Source organism: Vibrio floridensis, from assembly GCF_021852965.1.
Taxonomy (GTDB): Bacteria; Pseudomonadota; Gammaproteobacteria; order Enterobacterales; family Vibrionaceae; genus Vibrio; species Vibrio floridensis.
The window spans coordinates 112,093-135,917 of sequence record NZ_JAKGCY010000006.1 but is presented as its reverse complement, the minus strand read 5'-3'; the positions used below and the strand labels follow the sequence as shown (position 1 = coordinate 135,917).

Genomic DNA, 23,825 nt, shown 5'->3' with positions numbered 1-23,825 from the left:
TCTTTACAAAGGTAAGGTGAATCGAGCTACTTTGCCTGCAGTATACCGAGAAAGGTCGACAGGTTCACTTGCAAATGTCATGGTCACGCCTTCTGGCGCGCCCAAAATAACGTTAAAAGGGGCCTGACCAGAGAGGTTTAAATCTTGACCCGATTTGCGGATGCCAGAAATCAATGTCTTACCACTGGCGTCTTTAACTTGAACCCAGCAGTCCGAACGAAAAGCCATGGTTAAGGCGGTTTCACCATTGGCTTTGGGTGCTTCTAACGGGAGTGATTCTTCTGCCACTGGCGGTGTCAGTTGTGCTTGGGCATCACTTTCCACCGCTTCCTCAACGGGAGTGCTTTCCGTTGTCTCAACCTGAGCAGGCTCAACCTCCACTTCTGTCGCGATCTCTGGCTGAGCATCCCCTTCGGCCATACTCATTTCTTGCATCACAACATCGTCAAGCACAGGTGGCTCATTCTCTTCAATCACTGCATTATCAAGTTGAGCGGCTTGATTGACCGACTGAGCTAAACTGTTCTCTTGCTGATTTTGCCACCACCAAAGTGAAGAAATGCCCGTGATGATGATGAAAATACCCCAAGTGATCAGCATGATGCGGCTATTGTGTTTCTCCGTATTGGTTTTACGTGAGAAGCTCTGCATCTCCTGTTCTTGGTGCTGCGCGTCACCAGTATTGTCTAGCGCATCAAGAATGATTTTTTCATCAAGACCAACCAATCTGGCGTAAGAGCGCAAATAACCGCGAGTAAAGGTCGCCACTTGGCCACTTTCAAGCTGGTTGTCGTCGATCTGTTCAATCACGTTAACGCGTAAACGTAATCGATCTGCGACTTGTTTTTGCGTGTAACCCATTGATTCGCGTTGGCGTTTGAGTAAGGTACCGACTTGTTCAATGGCGAGAGATTCTGTGGCACTGTCTTGTGAAAAATCGTTATCTGTAGTCATAACTGTCTAAAATCTTCAAATAATGAAAGTTAAGTGCGCTTATTATTCATCGTTCTTGGTTTGCACTGAACTTTGGAAAAAGTTTGCTGCGGTGCTTTGGACGCAGCCCTAATTATTTTATTAGCCAACCTACACTGCCAAAACAGAGCTGTAGCTTTAAACATGATAAGCCAAACTGCGTTATTGACAAAAACTCTATGCTGAGAAATTTACCTTTAGCTCAAGCTTTTGTCCAAAGTTTGACACAAGAAATTCGATATATCGTCCAATTCAGCATAGAAAGTCCACCAAACAAGCAAAAAATGACGATTAGAAAGCAAAACAGCCAGAGCATAGCTCTGGCTGTTTAATAAGAAAATGATGGCTTACAGCGCTTTAACCTCGATGGTCTCACCTTTGGCCGCTTTCAGCATGGCGGTACGCTTGGTTCGGTCGATCACGTCCCCCACTAACTGACCACATGCGGCATCAATATCATCACCGCGCGTCTTACGAATCGTCACCGTATGCTCATATTGCATCAATGTCTTTTGGAAACGATCAATACGTGAGTTGCTTGGTTTCTTGTATGGTGAGCCTGGGTATGGGTTAAATGGAATCAAGTTGATTTTACAAGGTGTATCCTTCATCAACTGCGCAAGCTCATGTGCATGTTCAGTGCCATCGTTAACATGATCAAGTAGCACGTATTCCACCGTCACTTTACCGCGGTTGGCATTGGAAGAAGCAATGTAGCGACGCACTGATGCTAAGAAATCCTGAATATCCCAACGATCGTTGATCGGCATAATTTCACTTCGCAGTTTGTCATTAGGTGCATGCAAAGAAATCGCCAGTGCAACGTCAATTTTGCCCGTCATCTGATCTAAGCCAGAAACCACACCCGAAGTCGACACAGTAACGCGGCGTTTAGAGAGGCCAAAGCCCAGATCATCCAGCATAATTTCCAAAGCAGGAATGAGGTTTTTCATGTTCAGCAACGGTTCACCCATGCCCATCATCACCACGTTGGTGATCGGACGACGCCCAGTTTCTTTCTCAAGCCCTACTTCACGTGCCGCACGCCACACCTGACCGATGATTTCTGACACTTTTAAGTTACGGTTGAAACCTTGCTGCGCCGTTGAACAGAATTTACATTCCAGTGCACAACCCACTTGAGATGAAACACAAAGTGTTGCGCGGTCTTCTTCTGGGATATAAACCGTTTCAACATCTTGATCACCAACACGCATGGCCCACTTGATGGTGCCATCTGATGAGTGTTGAGCTTCTGAAACAACAGGTGCGACGATCTCGCATTTCTGCTTAAGCTTCTCTCTCAACTGCTTGTTGATGTTGGTCATGTTATCGAAATCATCCACACCGAAATGGTAGATCCACTTCATAACCTGATCAGCACGAAACGCTTTTTCGCCTAACTCTTGGGCGAACAGTTCACGCAGGCCTTTGCGATCAAAGTCGAGTAGATTAATTTTTTCAGTGCTCATGTTGCCTCTCAATGACTGAACAAGATTAAGGGCGCGAATTGTACAGGCTTTATGCAGTGACAACAAGGGCTGTAAAACCCCGAAGATGCTAAGGCGATAAAACCAAACGATTAAAATATCACCACACTTTTCCTTAATCAGAAAAAAGCCCAGCTTGTGTGCTGGGCTTGGGAATTGGTCTACTTATTCAAACCGCTTAACGAGGGCAGATTTCCGACTCCGGGAAGAAAAAAGCAATTTCACGCGCTGCTGATGCTGGGCTGTCACTGCCGTGCACGGAGTTGTGACGCATACTCAGTGCATAGTCGGCGCGAATGGTGCCACAAGCCGCTTCTTCTGGGTTGGTTTTACCCATCAATTCACGGTAACGTGCAATGGCATTTTCGCCTTCTAGAACCTGAACCATGATGGGTCCTGAAGTCATGAACTCTTTCAATGCTGGAAAAAATTCTTTTCCTTCGTGCTCAGCGTAAAAGCCACTTGCTTGTTCATCATTAAGATGCACCATTTTTGCCGCGATGATGTGTAATCCTGCCTTCTCGATACGGTGGTAAATTTCACCGATTAAGTTGCGTTCTACAGCGTCAGGCTTAATGATCGAAAATGTTCTTTCTAGAGCCATAAGGTGTCCCTTTATTTCATGTCGTTGTTATAGTCCAGCAGCCCAATTGGGCTGCTGTGAAGTATTACTTATTCGCTTGTGTCACTAACAGGTTGGCCAGAGTACAAACCCCCATTCCTGTCGCACCCGCAGACCATTTGTCGCTGGCTGACTTACGGTAAGTTCCCGAGCAGTCAAAATGCAACCAACCTTTTTGGTAATCTTGTACAAAGTAAGAAAGAAATGCCGCTGCCGTGCTGGCACCAGGAGAGTAGTCACCGCCGCTGATATTAGACATATCAGCAAAGTTTGATGGCAGCATTTCACGATGGAATTCTGCTAGTGGCAGCGGCCACAAACCTTCTTTTTCTTCTGCTGCTGACTTTAGTGCTTCTTGCGCAAGAGCTTGGTCAAACGTCAGTAGCGCGTGGTAATCGTTGCCTAGCGCATTTTTCGCCGCGCCCGTTAAGGTCGCGCAATCAATGATCAACTCTGGGTTTTGTTCCGAGGCGTAAATCAGGCCATCTGCAAGCACTAGGCGACCTTCCGCATCGGTGTTCATGATTTCAACCGTCTTACCGTTTTTGTAGGTAATGACATCACCCAGTTTCAACGCTCGGCCAGAAATCATATTTTCCGCACAGCATAGGATCAGTTTTACGCGCTTGTTCAGTCCGCGCATGATCGCGAGGCCTAGACCACCGGTAATCGTACCCGAACCGCCCATGTCCGCTTTCATTGAATCCATGAAATTGGACGCCTTGATACTGTAACCGCCAGAATCAAAGGTAATACCTTTACCGACTAGACATGCCCAAACAGGCGCATTCTCATCACCCGTTGGGTTAAAGTCGAGTTGAAGCATTGCTGAAGTGCGATCTGAACCACGGCCTACGGCGTAAATGCCTTCCCAGCCTTCAGCAAGCAGATCTTTATCTTTGACGATACGCGCTGTCACTGTGCCTTCTGGAGCCACAGAACGAATGAACTCCGCCGCCATCGTCGCAAGTTGGCGAGGGGCGACTTCTTCAGCCGGTTTGTTAATGATATCGCGAGTAAACTCAGTGGCTTTAATGCGCGCTTCCAGTTCTGCTTGTGCTTTCTCTTCTAGCGCAACCCACTCAAGTTGGCTGTATTTTTTCGGATTACGATAACCTTGGTGGAAAGCCCAAATCGCTTCCACATCCCAACCTTCACCTGTAAGAAATACACTCTTAATGCCTTGAACATCAAACTTGCGCGCTGCGCGTTGGATTTTAGTTAAATCCGTACTTTCGCCTGTATGGATAAGAGCGCCCTGCTCATTGAATGATACCAGTGCTTTCTCGCCCCACTGTGGAGCGGCGACTTCGTGACTTAAAAATACAGACATCTGTGTAGACATGGTTTCTCCTTGCCTTATAACGGCGCTACCTACGCCTTTCTATTGGAATAACTCACGGATGTTAGCATTATGTAGGGTAGAAATGTCAAATTGATAAAAAAACGGACCATAAGGTCCGTGTTTTTTAATGAATTTTGTTAACTGGGCTGGATTTATTCCCATTCATCCAACCAGCAAAGAATCACCGCTTCGAGGATCTTTTCATTGGAATGATTGGGCTCATCATCAAAACCATCAATTTCTAGGATCCATTGATGAAGATCGGTAAAACGCACCGTTTTGGGGTCCATCTCAGGAAAGCGCTCACAAAGCTCAATGGCGATATCACGCGAATCTGTCCATTTCATACTCATCTTCCTTTGAAAAATTAGTCACTTGGGTATGTGTTCGCTAGGTCAATAGACCCAACGAACTGCGATACCGATCGATTAATGGTCTTCAGACGCGTGATTGAGAGTATATTTAGGAATCTCAACCACTAGGTCTTCATCCGCCACTTTCGCTTGGCAGCCTAAACGCGATTCAGGCTCTAGCCCCCATGCTTTGTCAAGCATGTCATCTTCTAACTCATCGCTTTCTTCAAGTGAGTCAAAGCCCTCACGAATGATGACGTGACACGTAGTACAAGCGCAAGACTTCTCACACGCGTGCTCAATAGCAATCCCATTTTTCAGTGCCACATCTAATACTGTGTCACCACTGTTTGCTTCTAGCACTGCACCTTCTGGGCACAAATCTTCATGAGGCAATACAATAATCTTAGGCATAGTTATTACTCTTAAATAGTGTCAATTGACTGGCCAGCCAGTGCTGCACGAATGGATTTATCCATTCGACGAGAGGCAAAATCTTGGCTCGCTTTGTCAGTGTCTTTAATACCTTGCTCAATCGCATTCGCTTCGTTGCCATTGCGCAGTTCAATCAAGGATTCAATCGCTTGCAGTAAGGTGGCTTTTTCAGCTTCGCTGAGCAGCTCATCCCCGTCAGCTTGCATCGCGGCAATAAGACCTTCAATCACTCGATCCGCTTCTACACGTTGCTCAGCTAAAGCGCGAGCTTGCATGTCTTCTTTGGCATACGTCATGGAATCGCGAAGCATGTTCGCCACTTCGTCATCACTCAGACCATAAGATGGCTTCACTTGGATTTCGGATTGAATACCCGTGCTTTTCTCCATCGCTGTCACTGACAGCAGGCCATCGGCATCCACTTGGTAGGTAACGCGAATATGAGCAGCACCCGCCGCCATTGGCGGAATGCCTTTGAGTGAAAAGCGAGCGAGCGAGCGACAGTCATCCACCATCTCACGTTCACCTTGAACAATATGAACGCTCATCGCAGTTTGGCCATCTTTAAACGTAGTGAACTCTTGAGCGCGTGCGACCGGAATGGTGGTATTGCGAGGAATGATTTTCTCAACCAAGCCACCCATGGTTTCAATCCCCAACGAAAGAGGGATCACATCCAGCAATAGCATTTCAGAATCAGGCTTATTGCCCGCCAGAATATCCGCTTGAATACCGGCACCAATGGCAACCACTTCATCAGGGTTGATGTTGGTTAATGGTGTGCGACCAAAGAACTCACCCACCATTTCGCGAACCAATAAAGTGCGAGTAGATCCACCGACCATGACCACTTCAAGTACTTCGTCAGTGTCCACATCTGCGTCTTTTAACGCTCGACGGCAGGACATCAGCGTTTTTTTCACTAGCGGACGAATCAGCTCTTCAAATTGCTCACGCGTGACTACGCCTTTCCAACCAAAGACATCTACTTCAACAGAGTCTTGCTCCGAGAAGGTAATCTTAGTGGCCGTCGCAATGTTCAATAGGGTACGGTTTTTTTCTGCGCTCAAAGGCATCTCTAAGCCCGCTTGCTTGGCAAGAAAGTCGGCCAACAGGTGGTCAAAATCATCACCACCTAATGCAGAATCACCGCCGGTGGCCAATACCTCAAAAACTCCTTTTGAGAGGCGCAAAATTGAGATATCAAATGTACCACCACCCAAATCGTAGACCGCAATGACCCCTTCTTGGCCAGAGTCTAAACCATAGGCAATGGCGGCAGCTGTCGGTTCATTCAGTAAGCGAAGCACATGCAGGCCAGCAAGTTTCGCCGCATCTTTAGTGCCAGCTCGCTGCGCATCATCAAAGTAGGCAGGAACGGTAATGACCACACCAGAAAGCTCACCACCGAGACTCTCTTCTGCGCGTTTCGCTAGTATCTTTAGAATATCGGCAGAAACCTCAATTGGGTTTTTGTCCCCTTGAGTCGTCTGGAGAACAGGCAAACCATTCTCACTGGCTTTAAAACGATAAGGCAAAGAAGGATAACGAGTCTGGATGTCCGTTAACGAGCGACCCAATAAGCGTTTTACCGAGATGATGGTATCTTGTGGCTGAGATTCAGACAGCGCTTTCGCCGCGTAGCCGACAATCGCCTCTTCATTGGCATAATTAACAATCGATGGAAGAAGGCTACGACCTTGAGCATCTTTCAAAGTGTCTGCGGTGCCGCTTCTGACCGAAGCGACCAAAGAGTTAGTGGTACCAAGATCGATACCGGCTGCTCTTTTGTGCTCATGAGGTGCCGAGCTTTGGCCCGGTTCTGCAATTTGAAGTAATGCCATGATGGATCCTTGTTTTTCAAACTAGCCGAAGAGTTTCTCTTCCACTAGCTCTATTTCATTCTTTAGTTTGGCAATAAATTTCAGCTTACGTACGCGATCGGCGGCTTGTGGCCACTGCGCGTCATTCAGCTCTTGCTCAATTGATGCGAGATGTTGTTTATACATTTTGCTCACTCTGGCATCAAACGCCGCCAAAGCACTCTCAGCATCTGAGCTATGAGAGATCTCTTCCAACTCTTCACGCAATTCCATCTGTTCCATCAGAAACATGGGATCTTGCATGGTTTGCTGCTCACCTCGGATTTCTAAACCGTTTTGCGCCAAAAGGTATTCCGCACGAGAAATGGGATTCTTAAGCACCTGGTAAGCATCATTAATTTGTGCCGCTTTTTGCACTGCTAACAAACGATCGCGTTCAGAAGCGGTCGCAAAATTGTCCGGATGGAAGCGTTTTTGCAATTCTCGGAACTGAGAAGAAAGAAGGCTACCATCCAGCGAAAACTGAGGTGGTAGCCCAAACAATTCAAAGTGATTCATTGATCTATGGTCCTTGAATAAATCTTCTGAGCCGACGATAACGGCTCAGAATTTCAGTCATTAGACGTTGAAGCTTTCACCGCAACCACATTCACTTTTCGCATTTGGGTTGTTGAATTCAAAGCCTTCATTCAACCCTTCTTTTACGTAGTCTAGTTGCGTGCCGTCGAGGTACACCAAACTCTTTTTATCGATAATCACTTTAACACCTGAATGCTCAAACACTTCGTCTTCTTCATTCAGTTCGTCAACAAACTCAAGGACATAGGCCATACCCGAACAACCGGTCGTCTTCACACCTAAACGTAAACCAATGCCTTTGCCTCGGTTATCTAGGAATGCTCTCACTCGACTTGCTGCGGATTCTGTTAATGTAACGGCCATACTGCACCTTAGTTAAATAGTTTACCAATGGAATGGGAGCGTAAGGCCCCCATTATAACCTCAAAAAACGCCTTAAAGTTGGTGTTTTTTCTTGTAGTCAGCGACTGCGGCTTTAATTGCATCTTCTGCAAGAATTGAACAGTGCACTTTCACTGGTGGCAATTCGAGCTCTTCTGCAATTTCCGAGTTTTTGATCGAAGCCGCTTCTTCGATGCTCTTGCCTTTTACCCATTCAGTAACCAATGAGCTTGATGCAATCGCACTACCACAACCGTAGGTCTTGAACTTTGCGTCTTCAATGATGCCTTCTGGCGTCACTTTGATTTGCAGTTTCATTACGTCACCACATGCAGGCGCACCAACCATGCCGCTACCTACCGATGGATCTTCTTTGTCAAACGAACCAACGTTACGTGGGTTCTCATAGTGATCAATTACTTTTTCGCTGTATGCCATGATATTTACCTCGAATCCTCTATAACTTGTCGATGAATTGATCTTAGTGGTGAGCCCACTCAACCGTGTTGAGATCAATTCCTTCCTTGTACATATCCCATAGAGGAGACATGTCGCGCAGCTTTTCAACCGCTACACGGATTTGTTCAATTGCGTAGTCGATCTCTTCTTCCGTGGTAAAACGACCAAAGGAGAAACGAATCGAGCTATGTGCTAACTCATCATTGAGACCGAGAGCACGCAGTACATAAGAAGGCTCTAGACTCGCTGAAGTACAAGCACTGCCTGACGATACCGCAAGATCTTTTAGAGACATCAGTAGTGATTCACCTTCGACAAAAGCAAAGCTGATGTTTAGGTTGTGTGGAACGCGCTGGTTCAGATCACCGTTGATGGTCACTGCTTCCATGTCTTTCACGCCTTCTAGCAGACGATTACGCAGCGCTAACGCATGTTGGTAGTCTTTTTCCATATCAAGTTTGGCGATGCGGAAAGCTTCACCCATACCAACGATTTGGTGAGTCGCTAACGTCCCTGAACGGAAACCGCGCTCATGACCCCCACCGTGCATTTGAGACTCAAGACGAATACGTGGCTTGCGGCGTACATAAAGCGCGCCGATACCTTTCGGACCGTAAATCTTATGTGCAGAAAGCGAGATCAAGTCTACCTTCAGTTGCTGAACATCAATCGCCACTTTACCTGCTGACTGTGCTGCATCGACGTGGAAAATGATTTTACGTGAACGGCAAAGTTCGCCAATGGCTTCGAGATCTTGAATCACACCAATTTCATTGTTCACGTGCATAATAGACACAAGAACGGTGTCGTCACGCATTGCGGCTTCAAGCTTGCTTAGGCTAATTAAACCATTTGATTCTGGCTCAAGGTAAGTCACTTCAAAACCTTCACGCTCAAGCTGACGGCAAGTATCCAGTACTGCTTTATGCTCTGTTTTGCTGGTAATGATGTGCTTACCTTGTTTTGAGTAGAAGTGAGCCGCACCCTTGATCGCTAAGTTATCCGATTCGGTCGCGCCTGAAGTAAACACGATTTCACGAGGATCGGCATTCAACAATTCTGCAATTTGCTCACGAGCAGTATCTACTGCTTCTTCTGCCTGCCAACCGTAACGATGAGAACGTGACGCTGGGTTACCAAAGTTACCATCCATCGTCATGCACTGAACCATTTTCTCAGCGACACGTGGATCTACAGGGCAAGTCGCCGAATAGTCTAGATAAATAGGCAGTTTCATTCTTCACTCCAATGTAAACTTTTTGGCCGCTTAAGAGCGGAAATTTACACCGATGGGCGCGGTGTTAATAGTTTTGTTAGCCAACCCATGATTCACCGCTAGGTTAATGTCCTGACGGTCAGAAATTTCGATGACTTCATTATCACTCATGAGCTCGCCAAGCGTGATGTTGTTTAGGAAGTCTGTAATGCGTGAACTCAGGTCACGCCAAAGTGTATGAGTAAGGCAGCGAGTGCCGCCTTGGCAATCTCCTTTGCCCTGACACTTAGTTGCGTCAACCGATTCGTCAACGGCCGCGATCACCGTCCCGATTGAAATGGTAAATGCGTCTGCGCCGAGACGGTAACCACCGCCAGGACCACGAACACTCGCGACCAAGCCCGCTTTACGCAGTTTGGAAAAAAGTTGCTCTAGGTAAGAGAGCGAAATCCCCTGACGCTCGGAAATATCAGCCAGAGGTACAGGACTTTTTTGCGAATGCAGTGCCACATCCAGCATTGCCGTTACCGCATATCTTCCTTTAGATGTCAGTTTCATATCACACCGTATCCACACTGTTTGTAATGATACGGATTTTTCCATACCCGACTAAAATGGTCAAGTATTTATTTGACTAAATTAGTCAGGTATTCATCCCTATGAATATAGGGGGTACTCGTATTACTTAAGGTTCTTCTCAACCGAGGTCAAAATGCCACGCAAAATATTGAGTTCTTGCGCTTCGGGACGGGCACGGCTAAATAGCCGACGCATTTTATTCATCACTTGGTTAGGCTGATCTGCTCGCACAAATTCGGTTTTCAATAACACTTTCTCTAAGTGCTGATAAAAGAGTTCTAGCTCATTGTGACGAGGATACTCAGCGACTTCTTGTGGCTCAAATTGACTTTGCTGGTGACGCAGATAAGCCATACGCACTTCATAACTGAGTGTTTGTACTGCCATCGCTAGGTTCAATGAGCTGTATTCTGGGTTGGCTGGAATACATACGTGATAATGGCAGCGTTGCAGCTCATCGTTGGTGAGACCAGTACGTTCGCGGCCAAACACCAAGGCAACATGACTCGTTTGCCCCTCTTGGACAAACTTTTCTGCGCATTCAAACGGTTCTAGCATCGGCCACTCAAGCGTACGGGAACGGGCACTTGAACCAACAACCAGCGCACAATCGGCCACCGCTTCTTCCAACGAGTTCACCACTAACGCATTCAATGCGATGTCCGCGGCTCCCGATGCCAAAGCGATGGCTTGAGCGTCAACCTCACATTCAGGCTGAACCAGCACAAGCTGAGATAAGCCCATCACCTTCATGGCACGAGCTGCAGACCCAATATTTCCAGAGTGTGAGGTACCAACAAGGACGACTTTTACTTTATCTAACATGCAAACTTTCAATGGCTGATTTCAAACCGCGGGATTTTATCATAGTTTTTTCCCACACCCTAGATTGGATATGAGGAGAACCGTTGTTATGCTCCCTGCACACTTTTTCATGTAAACGATTTCTTGAGCTTTGTCACATCTCGTCTAACCAAAGGTACAAAAATTAACCACTTCCTTTTTGAGTTTTCTCTGGTATACTCGCCGCCGCTTTAATTTGTTCTTTAACATCCGTTGGGAAATTCGTATGCATCCAATGCTAAACATTGCTATTCGCGCAGCGCGAAAAGCAGGTAACCATATTGCTAAATCACTAGAAAACGTTGAGAAGATTGAATCTACTCTAAAAGGCACAAACGACTTTGTGACTAACGTAGATAAAGAAGCTGAAACCATCATCATCGATACCATCAAAAACTCTTACCCAGAGCACTGCATCGTGGCTGAAGAAAACGGCCTGATCAATGGTAAAGATAAAGATGTGCAATGGATCATCGACCCACTGGATGGCACGACAAACTTTGTAAAAGGTTTGCCTCACTTCGCTGTTTCTATCGCCGTACGCATCAAAGGCAAAACAGAAGTTGCTTGTGTATACGATCCAATGTTAAACGAGCTATTTACCGCTCAACGTGGCTCTGGCGCACAACTGAACAACGCACGTATCCGCGTTAAGCAACCAAAAGACCTTCAAGGCGCAATCATCGCAACAGGTTTCCCATTTAAGCAAAAGCAACACTCTGAATCTTACTTCAAGATCATGTCTGCGATGTTTGTTGAAGTAGCGGATTTCCGCCGCGCTGGCTCTGCTGCACTTGATCTCTGTTACGTGGCAGCTGGCCGTGTTGATGGTTACTTTGAGCTAGGCCTAAAACCTTGGGATATCGCAGCAGGCGAACTGATTGCTCGCGAAGCAGGTGCGATTATCACTGACTTTGCTGGTGGCACTGAGTATGTCAAGTCAGGTAACGTTGTTGCATCAAGTGCTCGTGGTGTTAAATCACTACTGAAACACATCCGTGAAAACGGCAACGAAGCGATTCTGAAGTAATCTCTAGCCCGTCACGCTGATTACTTTTGAATGAGCCCTCGCATTATGCGGGGGCTTTTTTATACCGCCAAGAAAGTAACAAAAAAGCCACTGCAATTGCAGTGGCTTCAATCGATGATTCAAACAGAGCGTTAAGGCATCTCTTCGAATTCTGCACCTTCTTTCTCGACTTGCGGAGGCATTAAGTGCTCTTTCTGGATACCCAGTTTGAGCGCCAAAGCGGATGCCACATAGATAGAAGAGTAAGTACCAACGGTAATACCAAGTAGCAATGCGGTCGCGAAACCGTGAATCATCGCCCCACCTTGAACAAACAGTGCAATCACCACAAATAAGGTAGTACCTGAGGTAATCAACGTACGGCTTAGTGTTTGTGTGATCGAGCTGTCCATGATCTCCGCAGGTTCACCCTTACGCATTTTGCGGAAGTTTTCACGAATACGGTCAAAGACAACAATGGTATCGTTGAGTGAGTACCCCACCACCGTCAGCAATGCCGCCACAATGGTAAGATCGACTTCGATTTGCATCAAAGAGAATACACCCAATGTGATGATAACGTCATGCGCCAGTGCCATTACCGCACCTGCCGCCAAACGCCATTCAAAACGCATCGAGACGTAGATCAAGATACAGATCAACGACACCAAGATCGCCAGACCACCCGCTTCTGTCAGCTCATCACCTACATTTGGACCAACGAATTCAATACGGCGCATCTCGACTGATTTGCCCGTACCTTCTTTGATCGCGCTTAGGATTTGGTTACCTAAGGTTTCACCCGCCATATCTTCACGAGGGCGAAGGCGAACCATGACATCACGAGCAGAACCAAAGTTCTGTACCGTTGCGTCACCAAAACCTTTGGCTTCAAGTGCACTGCGGATCTCTTCAAGGTTTGCCGGCTGCTCAAAGCCCACTTCAATCAGAGTACCGCCTGTAAAGTCCAGGCCCCAGTTCAACCATTTGGTTGAGAGAGTAAAAATCGACGCACCGATCATCAACAAAGAGAAGACAAATGCGAACTTCGACCAACGCATAAAGTCGATCGTTTTCTCTGCTTTTAGAATTTGAAACATAACAATTCCCAGCCTTAGATCGACAGTTTATTAATGCGTTTACCACCATAAAGCAGGTTCACGATACAACGTGTACCAATAATGGCCGTAAACATTGAGGTCAAAATACCGATAGAGAGCGTCACAGCAAAGCCTTTGATTGCACCCGTACCGACGGCAAATAGAATAATCGCGGTAATCAAGGTTGTGATGTTCGCATCCGCAATGGTGCTAAATGCATTGGCATAACCTTGGTGAATCGCTTGCTGAGGATTGCGTCCTTCACGCAGTTCTTCACGAATACGTTCAAAGATCAGTACGTTTGCATCGACCGCCATACCGACCGTTAAAACAATACCGGCAATACCTGGTAGCGTCATGGTCGCACCTGGAATCATAGACATCACGCCGATGATCAGGACAAGGTTTGCCATCAAGGCGACGTTCGCAATCAGACCAAACTTGCGGTAGTAAAGCAGTGTGAACAACATCACCGCAACCATGCCCCAAATACACGCTTGGATACCCATATCGATGTTTTGCTGACCCATTGATGGGCCAATGGTACGCTCTTCAACGATTGAGATAGGTGCGATCAAAGCACCAGCACGCAGTAGCAGCGCAAGGTTATGTGCTTCAGCAGCAGAATCGATACCCGTAATGCGGAAGTTACGACCAAGAGCCGACTGGATCGTGGCTTGGTTAATGACTTCCTCATGCTTGGTCAAAATGACTTTGCCTTCTGGAGATCTGCGACCGCTGTCTTTGTACTCAGCAAACACGGTAGCCATTAGCTTGCCAATGTTTTTCTTCGAAAACGCCGCCATCTTGTTACCACCTTCGCTGTCTAGCGAGATGTTTACTTGAGGACGACCATATTCATCAACACTTGAACTTGCATCGGTAATGCTTGCCCCACTGAGAATAACGCGTTTCTTCAACACCACAGGACGACCATTACGATCTTGCTTGATCTCGCTGCCCGCAGGCGCTCGACCACTTGCGGCAGCGGCAAGATCCGCTTTGTCATCCACTTCACGGAATTCTAGCGTTGCTGTCGCACCTAAAATCTCTTTGGCACGGGCAGTATCTTGAACGCCTGGCAGTTCAACCACGATGCGGCTAGCACCCTGACGTTGAACCAAAGGTTCAGCAACACCTAGCTCGTTCACACGGTTACGTAGAATGGTGATGTTCTGTTCAACAGCGTAGTTACGAATTTCTTGCAGACGGGTTTCAGTAAAGGTAGCAATTAAGGCGTAACGACCATCTTTGTCTGACTCAACAAACGCCATGTCTGGATGTAGTTTTTCCAGTTCACGCTTCGCTTGAGCCAACTCTTCTGAATCGCGCAGCAACACTTCAACAGCGTCAGTGCCAAGTGGACGAATAGAACGGTAGCGAATTTTGGCATCACGAAGTTCGCTACGGAAGGCGTCCTCTTGCTGCCCAACCAGTTTTTCCATCGCGGCATCCATATCCACTTCCATCAAGAAGTGAACACCACCACGTAGGTCAAGACCCAGTTTCATAGGAGCAGCACCAATCGATTCAAGCCAATCTGGCGTTGCAGGTGCGAGGTTAAGTGCAACAATTTTGTCTTTGCCCAACGCTTCACTGATGATATCGCGAGCACTAATTTGCGTATCGGTGTCGTTGAAACGAACAAGAATGGATCCATTCTCTAAAGCAATGGATTTATGGGAAAGATTCTCTTTATTAAGAGCGTTAGTGACAGCATCCAGCGTTGACATATCTACAGAGGCGCCACGCGCCCCTGTAACTTGAATAGCCGGATCTTCACCGTAGATATTTGGAAGTGCGTACAAGGCAGAGATGGCAATGGCAAACATAACCATCAAGTACTTCCATAAAGGATAACGGTTCAGCACAGCGAGGATCCTCTAGCTGTTTTATAGAGATTTAAGCGTACCTTTTGGTAGCACAGCGGTAACGAAATCTTTTTTGATCACAACTTCGTTGTTTGGGTTAAGTTCAATTGTCAAGAAGTCATTGTCTTCTGCAATCTTAGTGATTTTACCCACAAGACCGCCATTGGTCAGAACTTCATCACCTTTACCCATGGATGCCATTAGGCTCTTGTGCTCTTTAACACGTTTTGCTTGTGGACGGTAAATCATGAAATAGAAAATCACACCGAACATACCCAACATGATGAGCATTTCGAACATGCCGCCTTGTTGTGCGCCTTCTGCTGCTGCGTGAGCTTGAGAGATAAACATTAAAACATCCTCATTAACTTTTATTAATAATCCAATAAATTGGGTAACGCCACCTCATTTTCAAGCGAGTTCACTCACAAAAACAAGATGGCGTAACACTTTTTTACTATTGCGAACTTATGCCTGTTTACCGAGTGGTGGCACTTCGCGATTGCGTCGAGCGTAGAACTCTTCCACAAACTGCTCGAAGCGATCTTCATCAATCGCTTTACGAATGCTTTCCATGAGACGTTGGTAATAACGCAGGTTATGGATAGTGTTTAAGCGAGCACCAAGGATTTCATTACAACGGTCCAAGTGGTGCAGATACGACTTAGAGTAATTTTTGCAAGTGTAACAGTCACAGTGCGGATCGAGAGGGGTTGTATCCGTTTTATGTGTCGCATTACGGATCTTGATCACACCACCAGTCACAAATAGGTGTCCATTACGCGCATTTCGCGTTGGCATTACACAGTCAAACATGTCGATACCGCGACGAACCCCTTCAACCAAGTCTTCTGGTTTGCCCACGCCCATCAGGTAACGCGGTTTATCTTCTGGTAACTGAGGACAGGTGTGCTCAAGTACGCGATGCATGTCTTCTTTAGGTTCGCCAACCGCAAGACCACCGACCGCATAGCCATCAAAACCAATCTCTGTTAGGCCTTTAACTGACACATCACGAAGATCTTCGTAGACACCGCCTTGAACAATACCAAACAGGTTGTTCGGGTTTTCGAGCTTATCGAAATGGTCACGCGAGCGTTGTGCCCAACGCAGAGACATTTCCATCGACTTTTTCGCTTCAGCGTGAGTCGCAGGGTAAGGCGTACACTCATCGAAAATCATTACGATGTCAGAACCGAGGTCTTTTTGAATTTCCATCGATTTCTCAGCATCCATGAAAATCTTGTCACCGTTCACTGGGTTGCGGAAATGCACGCCTTCTTCGGTAATTTTACGAATATCACCAAGGCTGAACACTTGGAAACCGCCTGAGTCAGTCAAGATAGGACCTTGCCAGTTCATGAAATCGTGCAGATCGCCGTGCATTTTCATCACTTCTTGGCCAGGACGTAACCATAAATGGAATGTGTTGCCTAGTAGAATTTCTGCACCCGTCTCTTTTACTTCTTCTGGTGTCATACCTTTAACGGTACCGTAAGTACCTACAGGCATAAACGCCGGGGTTTGCACTGTTCCACGTTCAAATGTCAATTGACCACGACGGGCATTGCCATTTTTCTTTTTAAGATCAAATTTTAATTTCACGAAGCCTCCAACGTCAGAGAAACAGTCTGACGGTATTGTCACGGACGTTTCCGTCCCACCAGAGCGGTCGCGTTTTCCTTGCGAAAAAATGGAGTGAATCCATCCCTCTAGCCTGCTGCTAGCACTCGTTTTGCATGCAGCCAAGATTATCCCGATCTGCACCACTAAAATGAAACTTACTTCACTTTAGATAACATTTGTTGCGCTTTTTATTGCTTATTGCGTTTTCTTCTCAATGAACATCGCATCCCCGTAAGAGAAAAAGCGATATTGATTGGCCACGGCATGCTGATACGCATTCATGGTATGGTCATAACCGGCAAATGCACTCACCAGCATAATCAGCGTCGATTCTGGCAAATGGAAATTGGTGATCAAACAGTCCACCAACTGATATTGATAGCCAGGGAAAATGAAGATTTCCGTATCGCCAAAGAAAGGCATCAACTCTGTGCCGTTTTTCAACGACTCTTGCGCCGCGCTCTCTAGAGAGCGTACTGACGTGGTACCAACCGCAATGACGCGGCCACCACGTGCTTTCGTGGCTTTAATCGCATCCACCACCTCTTGTGGTACTTCTGCATACTCAGAGTGCATGTGATGCTCAAGAATATTGTCCACTTTCACTGGCTGAAATGTGCCAGCACCGACATGCAACGTCACGTACGCAAACTCAGCGCCTTTGGCTTTGATCTGCTCAAGCAGTTGATTGTCAAAATGCAATCCCGCCGTCGGTGCAGCAACCGCACCCGGTTTTTGGTTATAAACCGTTTGGTAACGCTCTTTATCCGCATCCTCATCTGGGCGGTCAATGTAAGGTGGAAGAGGCATATGGCCAATTTCTTCCAACACTTCGAGAATGGTTTTGTCTGCCTTTAAATGGAGCTCAAACAACGCATCTTGGCGTGCTACCATCTCTGCTGAGTATTGGTCTTCTTCCCCAAGAAAGACTAACGTCCCCGGTTTCGGAGACTTAGAACTGCGTACATGCGCGAGGAAGCGCTTCTCATCAAGCATACGCTCGACCAAGACTTCCAACTTGCCGCCCGATTCTTTACGGCCAAACATGCGTGCAGGAATCACTCGTGTGTTGTTAAACACCACAAGATCCCCTGCTTGAACCAGCTCCAACACATCTTTGAACGAGCCATCTTTTACAGCGCCGGTGTTGCCATTTAGCTGAAGTAGACGACTGGCGGTACGCTCCGATTGAGGATAACGAGCGATCAGTTCATCAGGTAAGTCAAAGTGAAAATCTGAAACTTGCATGCTACTGCTCTTGGTAAATTTGTCGAAATAAAGGAATTCTGTTGCGAGTAAAATTTTCGCAGTGGGCTAGTATAGAGCGAGACCAATCAATAGCAAGAAAAGTTCAGACTGAGAATGTAACAACTCGCCGCGCTCCTGACTTTGAGCTTGGAATGAAAAACGCACCACTCAATATGAGTGGTGCGTTTTCTTAGAAAAGACCGCGTGCGGCTAAGTTAAGCAATTTTTCGACGATACCTACCCAGCACAAACAGGGCGAAAAGCGTCAACGCACCAAGGCTTCCACCTTCTGCAGTGCCAGTAAAACTGCAACTGTTGGTTGAAATCCCGCCATGGCAATTGTCGCCATTTCCATCCGTCCCATCGCCATTGTCGCCTGAGTCACTGTCACCGCCTGAACCTGCATTCAAAATGAAGTCTGGTTTTAGAATGTGGCTGCTTGGAGGGTTAGTAGCCGTTATATAGCTTTGAATCCAGTCGTAATAATTGCTCACTCTGGTATAGAAACTCGGCTGCGTGACCGAGGCACAAATCGGCGTAATGAGCGGAATGCCGCTGACAATACCAATTTGTTTGCCAGTGACATCGTCAATCAAAGGACCACCACTGTCGCCTTTGCACACGTTATTGCCATATTGGGTGCGCTCATCAGGCTTCCAAGGCAACACTTCATTGGGCATGGTGCAGATTTTGGTCACGTTGGTTGGAGCTTCAATGATACCCGGTAGATCATTACCCAATTCCAATCGTTGATAGCAAGAGGTGATGGGCAAATAGGTTAGCTGTGTTTTTTGTAAGGTTTTAGCTGGCGTTGAAGCATCAGCAACTGTCGCTCCCCAACCGGAAGCAGTAACATTTTTGACACGGAGATTGGTGACAAACTCATCGTTCCAATCGCCATTGAGTCGACTTTCTATCTGGCTCATTTCTGCAACCGTTGGCAAATCAGAGAGAGGAATGCCCGTAACGGGACGATCAAGATAGAGCAATGCGATGTCACTATCTAAACTGGTGCTAACCAAGGTATAGCTACCATTACTATTGCTTTTGTATTTCGTTAAACGTGTGTATTTCGGGTGCACCACCACATGAGAAACGGCAAAGTAATTGTTTGTTGTCGAGCTATTAAGTGCAGGTGTTCTCGCTGTCACCGAAATATCGCTGGGCTTTGTCACATAATAACTCGCAACATTTTTACCTTCGCCCATGACAACACAATGTGCAGCAGTAAGTACCCACCGTTCGGCCACCATGGTCCCACCACAAATGGGGAATTCCGCCATATTACTGGCTCGGATTGTCACCCTGTAGGTTGCATCGGGGTCTTCTTCCCCCATAATGATAGCTTGAGAGTTCACACTTACGGCTAGCATCCCAATCAATAGAAACGTTTTTTTCCACATAATTTAAAGCCATTAATCGCTCAACTGCACTCATATTCGTGCAGTCCAAGCCATTGTGAAATCCTTGCCCCAAGAATATGCGAGGAATGTCCTTTCGTCCCTTATTCCCTGCGCAACTGTTGCTTGGATAATGCAAAGTGACTCGCATCAAATTTGTTGCGGAAAAATGGTCTAGCTCCCAGATATTTATGCCATTTGTTTCTATAGTAAAAAGAGAACGGAACTCTAGGAGGACACCATGATAAAAGTCGAAGATATGATGACTCGCCACCCTCATACTTTGTTGCGTTCACATACTCTTGCGGATGCAAAAAACATGATGGCAGCGCTCGATATCCGCCATATTCCCATTGTCGATGGGAACAAACAGCTTCTTGGCATCGTCACCCAGCGAGACATATTGGCCGCTCAAGAGTCAAGCCTCAACCGGACATCACAAGAGTCATCTTTTACCTTAGCAACTCCACTCTACGAGATGATGCACACCAGCATTATGACGGTGGAACCCAAAGCGGGATTAAAAGAAAGTGCCATCTACATGCAGAAACACAAAGTGGGTTGTTTACCGGTGGTTGAAAAAGGCCATTTAGTCGGAATCATTACCGACACCGATTTCGTCACGATTGCGATCAATCTGCTGGAGCTGCAAGAAGAAGCCGAACCAGAAGAGTTAGAAGTCGAAGACGATTTGTAATTCCCGCGACACTCTTAGTAGCGAGCACCTTGTTTGTCCTGATAGGAAAAGAAAAAGAGCGGCTTTCGCCGCTCATGCAGTGGTTAATACCTAAAGATGGAAAGGTATTAATGGAACTGGTCTTCTTCGGTAGAGCCCGTCAGTGCCGTGACTGAAGAGTTACCACCTTGGATGGTGTTGGTCATCTTATCAAAGTAACCCGTACCCACTTCTTGTTGGTGTGCAACGAAGGTGTAGCCTTTTTCCGCCGCTTCAAATTCAGGACGCTGAACTTTCTCGACGTAGTGGCGCATACCTTCACCTTGAGCATATGCGTGTGCCAGTTCAAACATGTTGAACCACATGTTGTGAATACCAGCTAGGGTGATGAACTGATACTTGTAGCCCATATCTGCGAGTTCTTGTTGGAACTTAGCAATGGTCTCAGCATCCAAGTTTTTCTCCCAGTTAAATGATGGCGAGCAGTTGTATGCCAACAGTTGGTCTGGGTATTCCGCATGAATAGCCTCAGCAAACTTACGCGCTTCTTCAAGACACGGAGTTGCCGTTTCACACCAAATAAGATCCGCATATGGCGCATAAGCAAGGCCACGTGAGATCGCTTGGTCAATACCAGCACGTACACGATAGAAGCCTTCCTGAGTGCGTTCGCCAACAATAAAGTCCGCATCGTATGGATCGCAGTCAGAAGTAAGAAGATCTGCTGCGTTAGCATCGGTGCGTGCGATAACGAGAGTCGTTGTACCTGCCACATCAGCCGCCAAGCGAGCCGCAACCAGTTTTTGCACCGCTTCTTGCGTTGGAACCAATACTTTACCGCCCATATGGCCACACTTCTTCACCGAAGCCAATTGGTCTTCAAAGTGTACACCCGCAGCCCCCGCTTCAATCATCGACTTCATTAGCTCATACGCATTCAGCACACCACCAAAACCCGCTTCTGCATCAGCAACGATAGGTAGGAAGTAGTCAATACCACCGTCTTCTGGTGATTTACCGTTAGACCATTGAATTTGGTCTGCGCGGCGGAATGAGTTGTTAATGCGTTTGACTACTGAAGGAACCGAATCCACAGGGTAAAGAGATTGGTCTGGATACATGGTTGAAGCCGTATTGTTATCCGCCGCAACCTGCCAACCCGATAAATAAATCGCTTCAATCCCTGCTTTGGCTTGCTGTACCGCTTGGCCACCCGTTAGAGCACCCAGACAGTTCACATAGCCTTTTTTCGAGCTACCGTTTACCAGAGACCAAAGCTTATCTGCACCGCGCTGTGCGATGGTATTTGCTGGCACCATAGAGCCACGCAATGCAACCACTTCTTCTGCTGTGTAGGTACGTTTAACATGTTTCCAGCGAGGATTGGTTGCCCAATCTTTTTCTAGAGCTTCGATTTGTTGGCGGCGAGTTAAATTAGTCATCGGTCTTTCCCTCTGTTGATGAGCGCTGATTATTAAAATTGAGTGCGCTATTTTTTCCATTTCGTTAGCGGTACATCCTGCTCCGCCAATGAAGGTTCACGTTATTGGTTGTTGATTGGTTTACTCATTAATCTAGGTAGTCATAACCCGGTACGGTTAAGAAATTGGTCAGTTCATCACTGGTTGTTAGCTTGGCCATCAGCTCAGCAGCTTCAGCAAAACGCCCGGCTTCAAAACGTGCACTACCCACTTCTTGTTTCACGACTTGTATTTCTTCATCGAGATACTGCTGAAACAGCGCTTTGGTGACCATTTGACCGTTATCCAGTGATTTTCCATGCTGAATCCATTGCCAGATAGAAGCGCGAGAAATCTCTGCCGTTGCCGCATCTTCCATCAAGCCATAAATCGGCACACAACCATTCCCAGAGATCCATGCTTCAATATATTGCAATGCAACTCGGATATTGTGTCTCATACCTTGTTCTGTTCTTGCTCCATCACAAGGCTCGAGTAACTGTTTAGCAGTAATCGGCGCATCGTCTTGGCGAGTGACATCAAGCTGGTTTTTACGCTCACCTAGAGCACGATTAAACACGTCCATGGCGGTATCAGCTAAACCAGGATGCGCCACCCAGGTGCCATCATGACCATTGTTGGCTTCGAGTGACTTATCGTTTTGGATCTTATCCAATACCTTTTGATTCTCTTGTGGGTCTTTGGCTGGGATAAAAGCGGCCATCCCTCCCATCGCAAACGCACCGCGTTTATGACAGGTGCGGACAAGTAAACGCGAGTAAGCATTGAGGAACGGCTTGTCCATGGTAACCACCTGACGATCCGGCAACACACGGTCTGGGTGCTTTTTCAGTGTTTTGATATAGCTAAAAATGTAATCCCAACGGCCACAGTTGAGGCCAACAATATGCTCTTTTAACGAGAAGAGAATTTCATCCATTTCAAAGACGGCAGGCAGCGTCTCAATCAGTACCGTTGCTTTGATCGTGCCTGTATCCAAACCGAAATACTCTTCGGTGAAATGAAACACTTCGCTCCACCATTTCGCCTCATGATGCGACTGCAATTTGGGGAGATAGAAGTAAGGACCACTGCCTTTTTGCAACAACGCTTTGTGGTTGTTAAAGAAATAAAGTGCAAAATCAAATAAGGAACCTGGAATGATCTGACCGTGCCACGTTACATGCTTTTCTTTTAAATGAAGGCCGCGAACACGGCAGATCAACACCGCTGGATTTTCCGCCAGCTGATAATGCTTGCCATTGTCAGGGTTGGTGTAGGAGATGGTGCCATTGACCGCATCACGCAAGTTGATCTGGCCATCTAACACCTTATCCCACGCGGGAGACATCGAGTCTTCGAAATCCGCCATAAAGACTTTTACATTGGCGTTTAGAGCATTGATCACCATTTTGCGGTCGGTTGGCCCGGTAATTTCGACTCGACGATCTTGCAGATCGTTGGGAATCCCCAAAACTTTCCAGCTCCCTTCTCGAATATCCTGAGTCTCTGCCAGAAAGTCAGGCAACTCTCCTTGATCGATCTTGTTCTGTCTCTCTTCTCGGGCAGTTAACAATTGATCGACGCGCGATGAGAATCGCTCACACAGCTGAGATAAAAAGGTTTGGGCTTCAACAGGGAAAATAGCTTGATGTTCAGGAGACAGCACTCCCGTGACTTCAAGCGTGCCTTGGGTCTGTTGTTCAGTCTGTGTGTTTTCTTTGTCGGGCGTTTGAGCAAGCATCATTATTCTTCCTTTCATTTTGCTAATAGTGAACAACAAACAACATTTGTAAGTTTAAAACCACACTTAAAAACCTACGGGCTTGCGTGTTATTTCACTTAGCATCTCGTCTTTACGCTTATAACATCCATGATGCGCAGTTGATTTACAATCTAGACATAAGTCTTACAAGCCTTTAAATAACTTACACCAACAAGCATTAGAGTAAAAGTTCAAAAGTAAACAAAAAGTTAAATTCAAAGTTTTATTCCGTTTCAAACAAGTGATTGATTTTTTACTGATATTTGTAATTTATTACGTAATTTAATTACACAGCAACTTTGCTGATGAACAAGTTTTAAACGGCCGTATGAATTTTAAAAAAGGTGCGGTAACCCTTTATCATAGAGGCTCTACGCCAACGAATGGGACAATAATTAAACAGAGAAACTGGTTGAGTATGTAAAATTAACAATGTGAAATTTCACAATTTTATGAAAGGTTCATCAAAGATGGTGTGTAAAATTTTACAAGCCAAGCGTGTTGAATAGAATAAAATGCTAAAAAGCACACCATTACCAGTGTGCCTTTTGATGTTTGAAGGAAAAATCAGGC

Annotated in this window: 23 protein-coding genes; 2 read left to right on the top strand and 21 right to left on the bottom strand. The window is 46.4% G+C overall.

Annotation, left to right across the window (positions count from 1 at the left end):
- Positions 1 to 3: 3 nt before the first annotated feature.
- The 13 genes from rodZ to trmJ all read right to left on the bottom strand — a co-directional run bounded on the left by rodZ (position 4) and on the right by trmJ (position 11,079).
- Positions 4 to 954, bottom strand: coding sequence for a cytoskeleton protein RodZ (gene rodZ, locus LZU85_RS11670; protein WP_108653624.1), 951 nt, complete (start codon positions 952 to 954; stop codon positions 4 to 6).
- 365 nt (positions 955 to 1,319) lie between these two features.
- Positions 1,320 to 2,444, bottom strand: coding sequence for a dual-specificity RNA methyltransferase RlmN (gene rlmN / locus LZU85_RS11665; protein WP_011149605.1), 1,125 nt, complete (start codon positions 2,442 to 2,444; stop codon positions 1,320 to 1,322).
- Positions 2,445 to 2,640: 196 nt separating this feature from the next.
- Complete coding sequence (ndk, locus tag LZU85_RS11660) at positions 2,641 to 3,066, bottom strand: nucleoside-diphosphate kinase (RefSeq protein WP_108653625.1); 426 nt, start codon at positions 3,064 to 3,066, stop codon at positions 2,641 to 2,643.
- A 64-nt stretch (positions 3,067 to 3,130) separates the two neighbouring features.
- Positions 3,131 to 4,429, bottom strand: coding sequence for an aminopeptidase PepB (pepB, locus tag LZU85_RS11655; RefSeq protein WP_237287140.1), 1,299 nt, complete (start codon positions 4,427 to 4,429; stop codon positions 3,131 to 3,133).
- Between the two features lie 152 nt (positions 4,430 to 4,581).
- Positions 4,582 to 4,776 carry a Fe-S cluster assembly protein IscX gene (gene iscX / locus LZU85_RS11650; RefSeq protein ID WP_130250849.1) on the bottom strand — a complete coding sequence of 65 codons (195 nt, stop codon included), beginning with the start codon at positions 4,774 to 4,776 and terminating at the stop codon, positions 4,582 to 4,584.
- 81 nt (positions 4,777 to 4,857) lie between these two features.
- Positions 4,858 to 5,196, bottom strand: a complete 339-nt coding sequence (gene fdx, locus LZU85_RS11645) for an ISC system 2Fe-2S type ferredoxin (protein ID WP_011078532.1) — start codon at positions 5,194 to 5,196, stop codon at positions 4,858 to 4,860.
- A gap of 11 nt (positions 5,197 to 5,207) precedes the next feature.
- A complete protein-coding gene (gene hscA, locus LZU85_RS11640; protein ID WP_237287139.1) occupies positions 5,208 to 7,061 on the bottom strand; it encodes a Fe-S protein assembly chaperone HscA in 1,854 nt (617 codons plus the stop codon).
- Positions 7,062 to 7,082: 21 nt separating this feature from the next.
- Positions 7,083 to 7,598 (bottom strand): co-chaperone HscB, encoded by a 516-nt coding sequence (gene hscB / locus LZU85_RS11635; protein ID WP_237287138.1) that lies wholly within the window; start codon positions 7,596 to 7,598, stop codon positions 7,083 to 7,085.
- A 60-nt stretch (positions 7,599 to 7,658) separates the two neighbouring features.
- Entirely contained in the window at positions 7,659 to 7,982 is a 324-nt protein-coding gene (gene iscA, locus LZU85_RS11630; RefSeq protein WP_039424285.1) for an iron-sulfur cluster assembly protein IscA, read from the bottom strand.
- A 72-nt stretch (positions 7,983 to 8,054) separates the two neighbouring features.
- On the bottom strand, positions 8,055 to 8,438 hold the full coding sequence (gene iscU, locus LZU85_RS11625; RefSeq protein WP_011078536.1) for a Fe-S cluster assembly scaffold IscU: 384 nt from the start codon (positions 8,436 to 8,438) through the stop codon (positions 8,055 to 8,057).
- Positions 8,439 to 8,481: 43 nt separating this feature from the next.
- Positions 8,482 to 9,696 (bottom strand): IscS subfamily cysteine desulfurase, encoded by a 1,215-nt coding sequence (locus LZU85_RS11620; RefSeq protein ID WP_237287137.1) that lies wholly within the window; start codon positions 9,694 to 9,696, stop codon positions 8,482 to 8,484.
- Between the two features lie 30 nt (positions 9,697 to 9,726).
- Positions 9,727 to 10,233, bottom strand: coding sequence for a Fe-S cluster assembly transcriptional regulator IscR (gene iscR / locus LZU85_RS11615; RefSeq protein ID WP_103155548.1), 507 nt, complete (start codon positions 10,231 to 10,233; stop codon positions 9,727 to 9,729).
- A gap of 123 nt (positions 10,234 to 10,356) precedes the next feature.
- On the bottom strand, positions 10,357 to 11,079 hold the full coding sequence (gene trmJ / locus LZU85_RS11610) for a tRNA (cytosine(32)/uridine(32)-2'-O)-methyltransferase TrmJ (RefSeq protein ID WP_045621496.1): 723 nt from the start codon (positions 11,077 to 11,079) through the stop codon (positions 10,357 to 10,359).
- A 244-nt stretch (positions 11,080 to 11,323) separates the two neighbouring features.
- Between trmJ and suhB the strand changes: the two genes are divergently transcribed.
- On the top strand, positions 11,324 to 12,127 hold the full coding sequence (gene suhB / locus LZU85_RS11605) for an inositol-1-monophosphatase (protein ID WP_045621498.1): 804 nt from the start codon (positions 11,324 to 11,326) through the stop codon (positions 12,125 to 12,127).
- A gap of 131 nt (positions 12,128 to 12,258) precedes the next feature.
- Here suhB and secF read toward each other — a convergent pair whose 3' ends face one another.
- The 6 genes from secF to LZU85_RS11575 all read right to left on the bottom strand — a co-directional run bounded on the left by secF (position 12,259) and on the right by LZU85_RS11575 (position 19,354).
- The gene (gene secF / locus LZU85_RS11600) at positions 12,259 to 13,206 is read right to left on the bottom strand and encodes a protein translocase subunit SecF (RefSeq protein WP_045621500.1); all 948 of its coding nucleotides are present in this window, start codon (positions 13,204 to 13,206) and stop codon (positions 12,259 to 12,261) included.
- A gap of 14 nt (positions 13,207 to 13,220) precedes the next feature.
- The gene (gene secD / locus LZU85_RS11595) at positions 13,221 to 15,077 is read right to left on the bottom strand and encodes a protein translocase subunit SecD (RefSeq protein WP_176298039.1); all 1,857 of its coding nucleotides are present in this window, start codon (positions 15,075 to 15,077) and stop codon (positions 13,221 to 13,223) included.
- 21 nt (positions 15,078 to 15,098) lie between these two features.
- Positions 15,099 to 15,428, bottom strand: a complete 330-nt coding sequence (gene yajC / locus LZU85_RS11590) for a preprotein translocase subunit YajC (protein WP_045621504.1) — start codon at positions 15,426 to 15,428, stop codon at positions 15,099 to 15,101.
- Between the two features lie 117 nt (positions 15,429 to 15,545).
- Positions 15,546 to 16,682, bottom strand: coding sequence for a tRNA guanosine(34) transglycosylase Tgt (gene tgt, locus LZU85_RS11585; protein WP_013572355.1), 1,137 nt, complete (start codon positions 16,680 to 16,682; stop codon positions 15,546 to 15,548).
- A 216-nt stretch (positions 16,683 to 16,898) separates the two neighbouring features.
- On the bottom strand, positions 16,899 to 17,951 hold the full coding sequence (gene queA, locus LZU85_RS11580; protein WP_011149594.1) for a tRNA preQ1(34) S-adenosylmethionine ribosyltransferase-isomerase QueA: 1,053 nt from the start codon (positions 17,949 to 17,951) through the stop codon (positions 16,899 to 16,901).
- Between the two features lie 215 nt (positions 17,952 to 18,166).
- A complete protein-coding gene (locus LZU85_RS11575; RefSeq protein ID WP_237287136.1) occupies positions 18,167 to 19,354 on the bottom strand; it encodes a trypsin-like serine protease in 1,188 nt (395 codons plus the stop codon).
- A gap of 238 nt (positions 19,355 to 19,592) precedes the next feature.
- Here LZU85_RS11575 and LZU85_RS11570 point away from each other — a divergent pair, with 238 nt between their 5' ends.
- Positions 19,593 to 20,048 carry a CBS domain-containing protein gene (locus LZU85_RS11570; RefSeq protein WP_176298041.1) on the top strand — a complete coding sequence of 152 codons (456 nt, stop codon included), beginning with the start codon at positions 19,593 to 19,595 and terminating at the stop codon, positions 20,046 to 20,048.
- 107 nt (positions 20,049 to 20,155) lie between these two features.
- Here LZU85_RS11570 and aceA read toward each other — a convergent pair whose 3' ends face one another.
- Together aceA and aceB are read right to left on the bottom strand one after the other, a co-directional pair.
- Entirely contained in the window at positions 20,156 to 21,469 is a 1,314-nt protein-coding gene (gene aceA / locus LZU85_RS11565) for an isocitrate lyase (protein WP_039469899.1), read from the bottom strand.
- Between the two features lie 127 nt (positions 21,470 to 21,596).
- Complete coding sequence (gene aceB, locus LZU85_RS11560) at positions 21,597 to 23,231, bottom strand: malate synthase A (protein WP_237287179.1); 1,635 nt, start codon at positions 23,229 to 23,231, stop codon at positions 21,597 to 21,599.
- Between the last annotated feature and the right edge of the window lie 594 nt (positions 23,232 to 23,825).

What these genes read in the sequence shown, in the direction of transcription:
- rodZ (WP_108653624.1), bottom strand. Translation starts at nt 954, where the DNA reads ATGACTACAGATAACGATTTTTCACAAGACAGTGCCACAGAATCTCTC.
- rlmN (WP_011149605.1), bottom strand. Translation starts at nt 2,444, where the DNA reads ATGAGCACTGAAAAAATTAATCTACTCGACTTTGATCGCAAAGGCCTG.
- ndk (WP_108653625.1), bottom strand. Translation starts at nt 3,066, where the DNA reads ATGGCTCTAGAAAGAACATTTTCGATCATTAAGCCTGACGCTGTAGAA.
- pepB (WP_237287140.1), bottom strand. Translation starts at nt 4,429, where the DNA reads ATGTCTACACAGATGTCTGTATTTTTAAGTCACGAAGTCGCCGCTCCA.
- iscX (WP_130250849.1), bottom strand. Translation starts at nt 4,776, where the DNA reads ATGAAATGGACAGATTCGCGTGATATCGCCATTGAGCTTTGTGAGCGC.
- fdx (WP_011078532.1), bottom strand. Translation starts at nt 5,196, where the DNA reads ATGCCTAAGATTATTGTATTGCCTCATGAAGATTTGTGCCCAGAAGGT.
- hscA (WP_237287139.1), bottom strand. Translation starts at nt 7,061, where the DNA reads ATGGCATTACTTCAAATTGCAGAACCGGGCCAAAGCTCGGCACCTCAT.
- hscB (WP_237287138.1), bottom strand. Translation starts at nt 7,598, where the DNA reads ATGAATCACTTTGAATTGTTTGGGCTACCACCTCAGTTTTCGCTGGAT.
- iscA (WP_039424285.1), bottom strand. Translation starts at nt 7,982, where the DNA reads ATGGCCGTTACATTAACAGAATCCGCAGCAAGTCGAGTGAGAGCATTC.
- iscU (WP_011078536.1), bottom strand. Translation starts at nt 8,438, where the DNA reads ATGGCATACAGCGAAAAAGTAATTGATCACTATGAGAACCCACGTAAC.
- LZU85_RS11620 (WP_237287137.1), bottom strand. Translation starts at nt 9,696, where the DNA reads ATGAAACTGCCTATTTATCTAGACTATTCGGCGACTTGCCCTGTAGAT.
- iscR (WP_103155548.1), bottom strand. Translation starts at nt 10,233, where the DNA reads ATGAAACTGACATCTAAAGGAAGATATGCGGTAACGGCAATGCTGGAT.
- trmJ (WP_045621496.1), bottom strand. Translation starts at nt 11,079, where the DNA reads ATGTTAGATAAAGTAAAAGTCGTCCTTGTTGGTACCTCACACTCTGGA.
- suhB (WP_045621498.1), top strand. Translation starts at nt 11,324, where the DNA reads ATGCATCCAATGCTAAACATTGCTATTCGCGCAGCGCGAAAAGCAGGT.
- secF (WP_045621500.1), bottom strand. Translation starts at nt 13,206, where the DNA reads ATGTTTCAAATTCTAAAAGCAGAGAAAACGATCGACTTTATGCGTTGG.
- yajC (WP_045621504.1), bottom strand. Translation starts at nt 15,428, where the DNA reads ATGTTTATCTCTCAAGCTCACGCAGCAGCAGAAGGCGCACAACAAGGC.
- queA (WP_011149594.1), bottom strand. Translation starts at nt 17,951, where the DNA reads ATGCAAGTTTCAGATTTTCACTTTGACTTACCTGATGAACTGATCGCT.
- LZU85_RS11575 (WP_237287136.1), bottom strand. Translation starts at nt 19,354, where the DNA reads ATGTGGAAAAAAACGTTTCTATTGATTGGGATGCTAGCCGTAAGTGTG.
- LZU85_RS11570 (WP_176298041.1), top strand. Translation starts at nt 19,593, where the DNA reads ATGATAAAAGTCGAAGATATGATGACTCGCCACCCTCATACTTTGTTG.
- aceA (WP_039469899.1), bottom strand. Translation starts at nt 21,469, where the DNA reads ATGACTAATTTAACTCGCCGCCAACAAATCGAAGCTCTAGAAAAAGAT.
- aceB (WP_237287179.1), bottom strand. Translation starts at nt 23,231, where the DNA reads ATGCTTGCTCAAACGCCCGACAAAGAAAACACACAGACTGAACAACAG.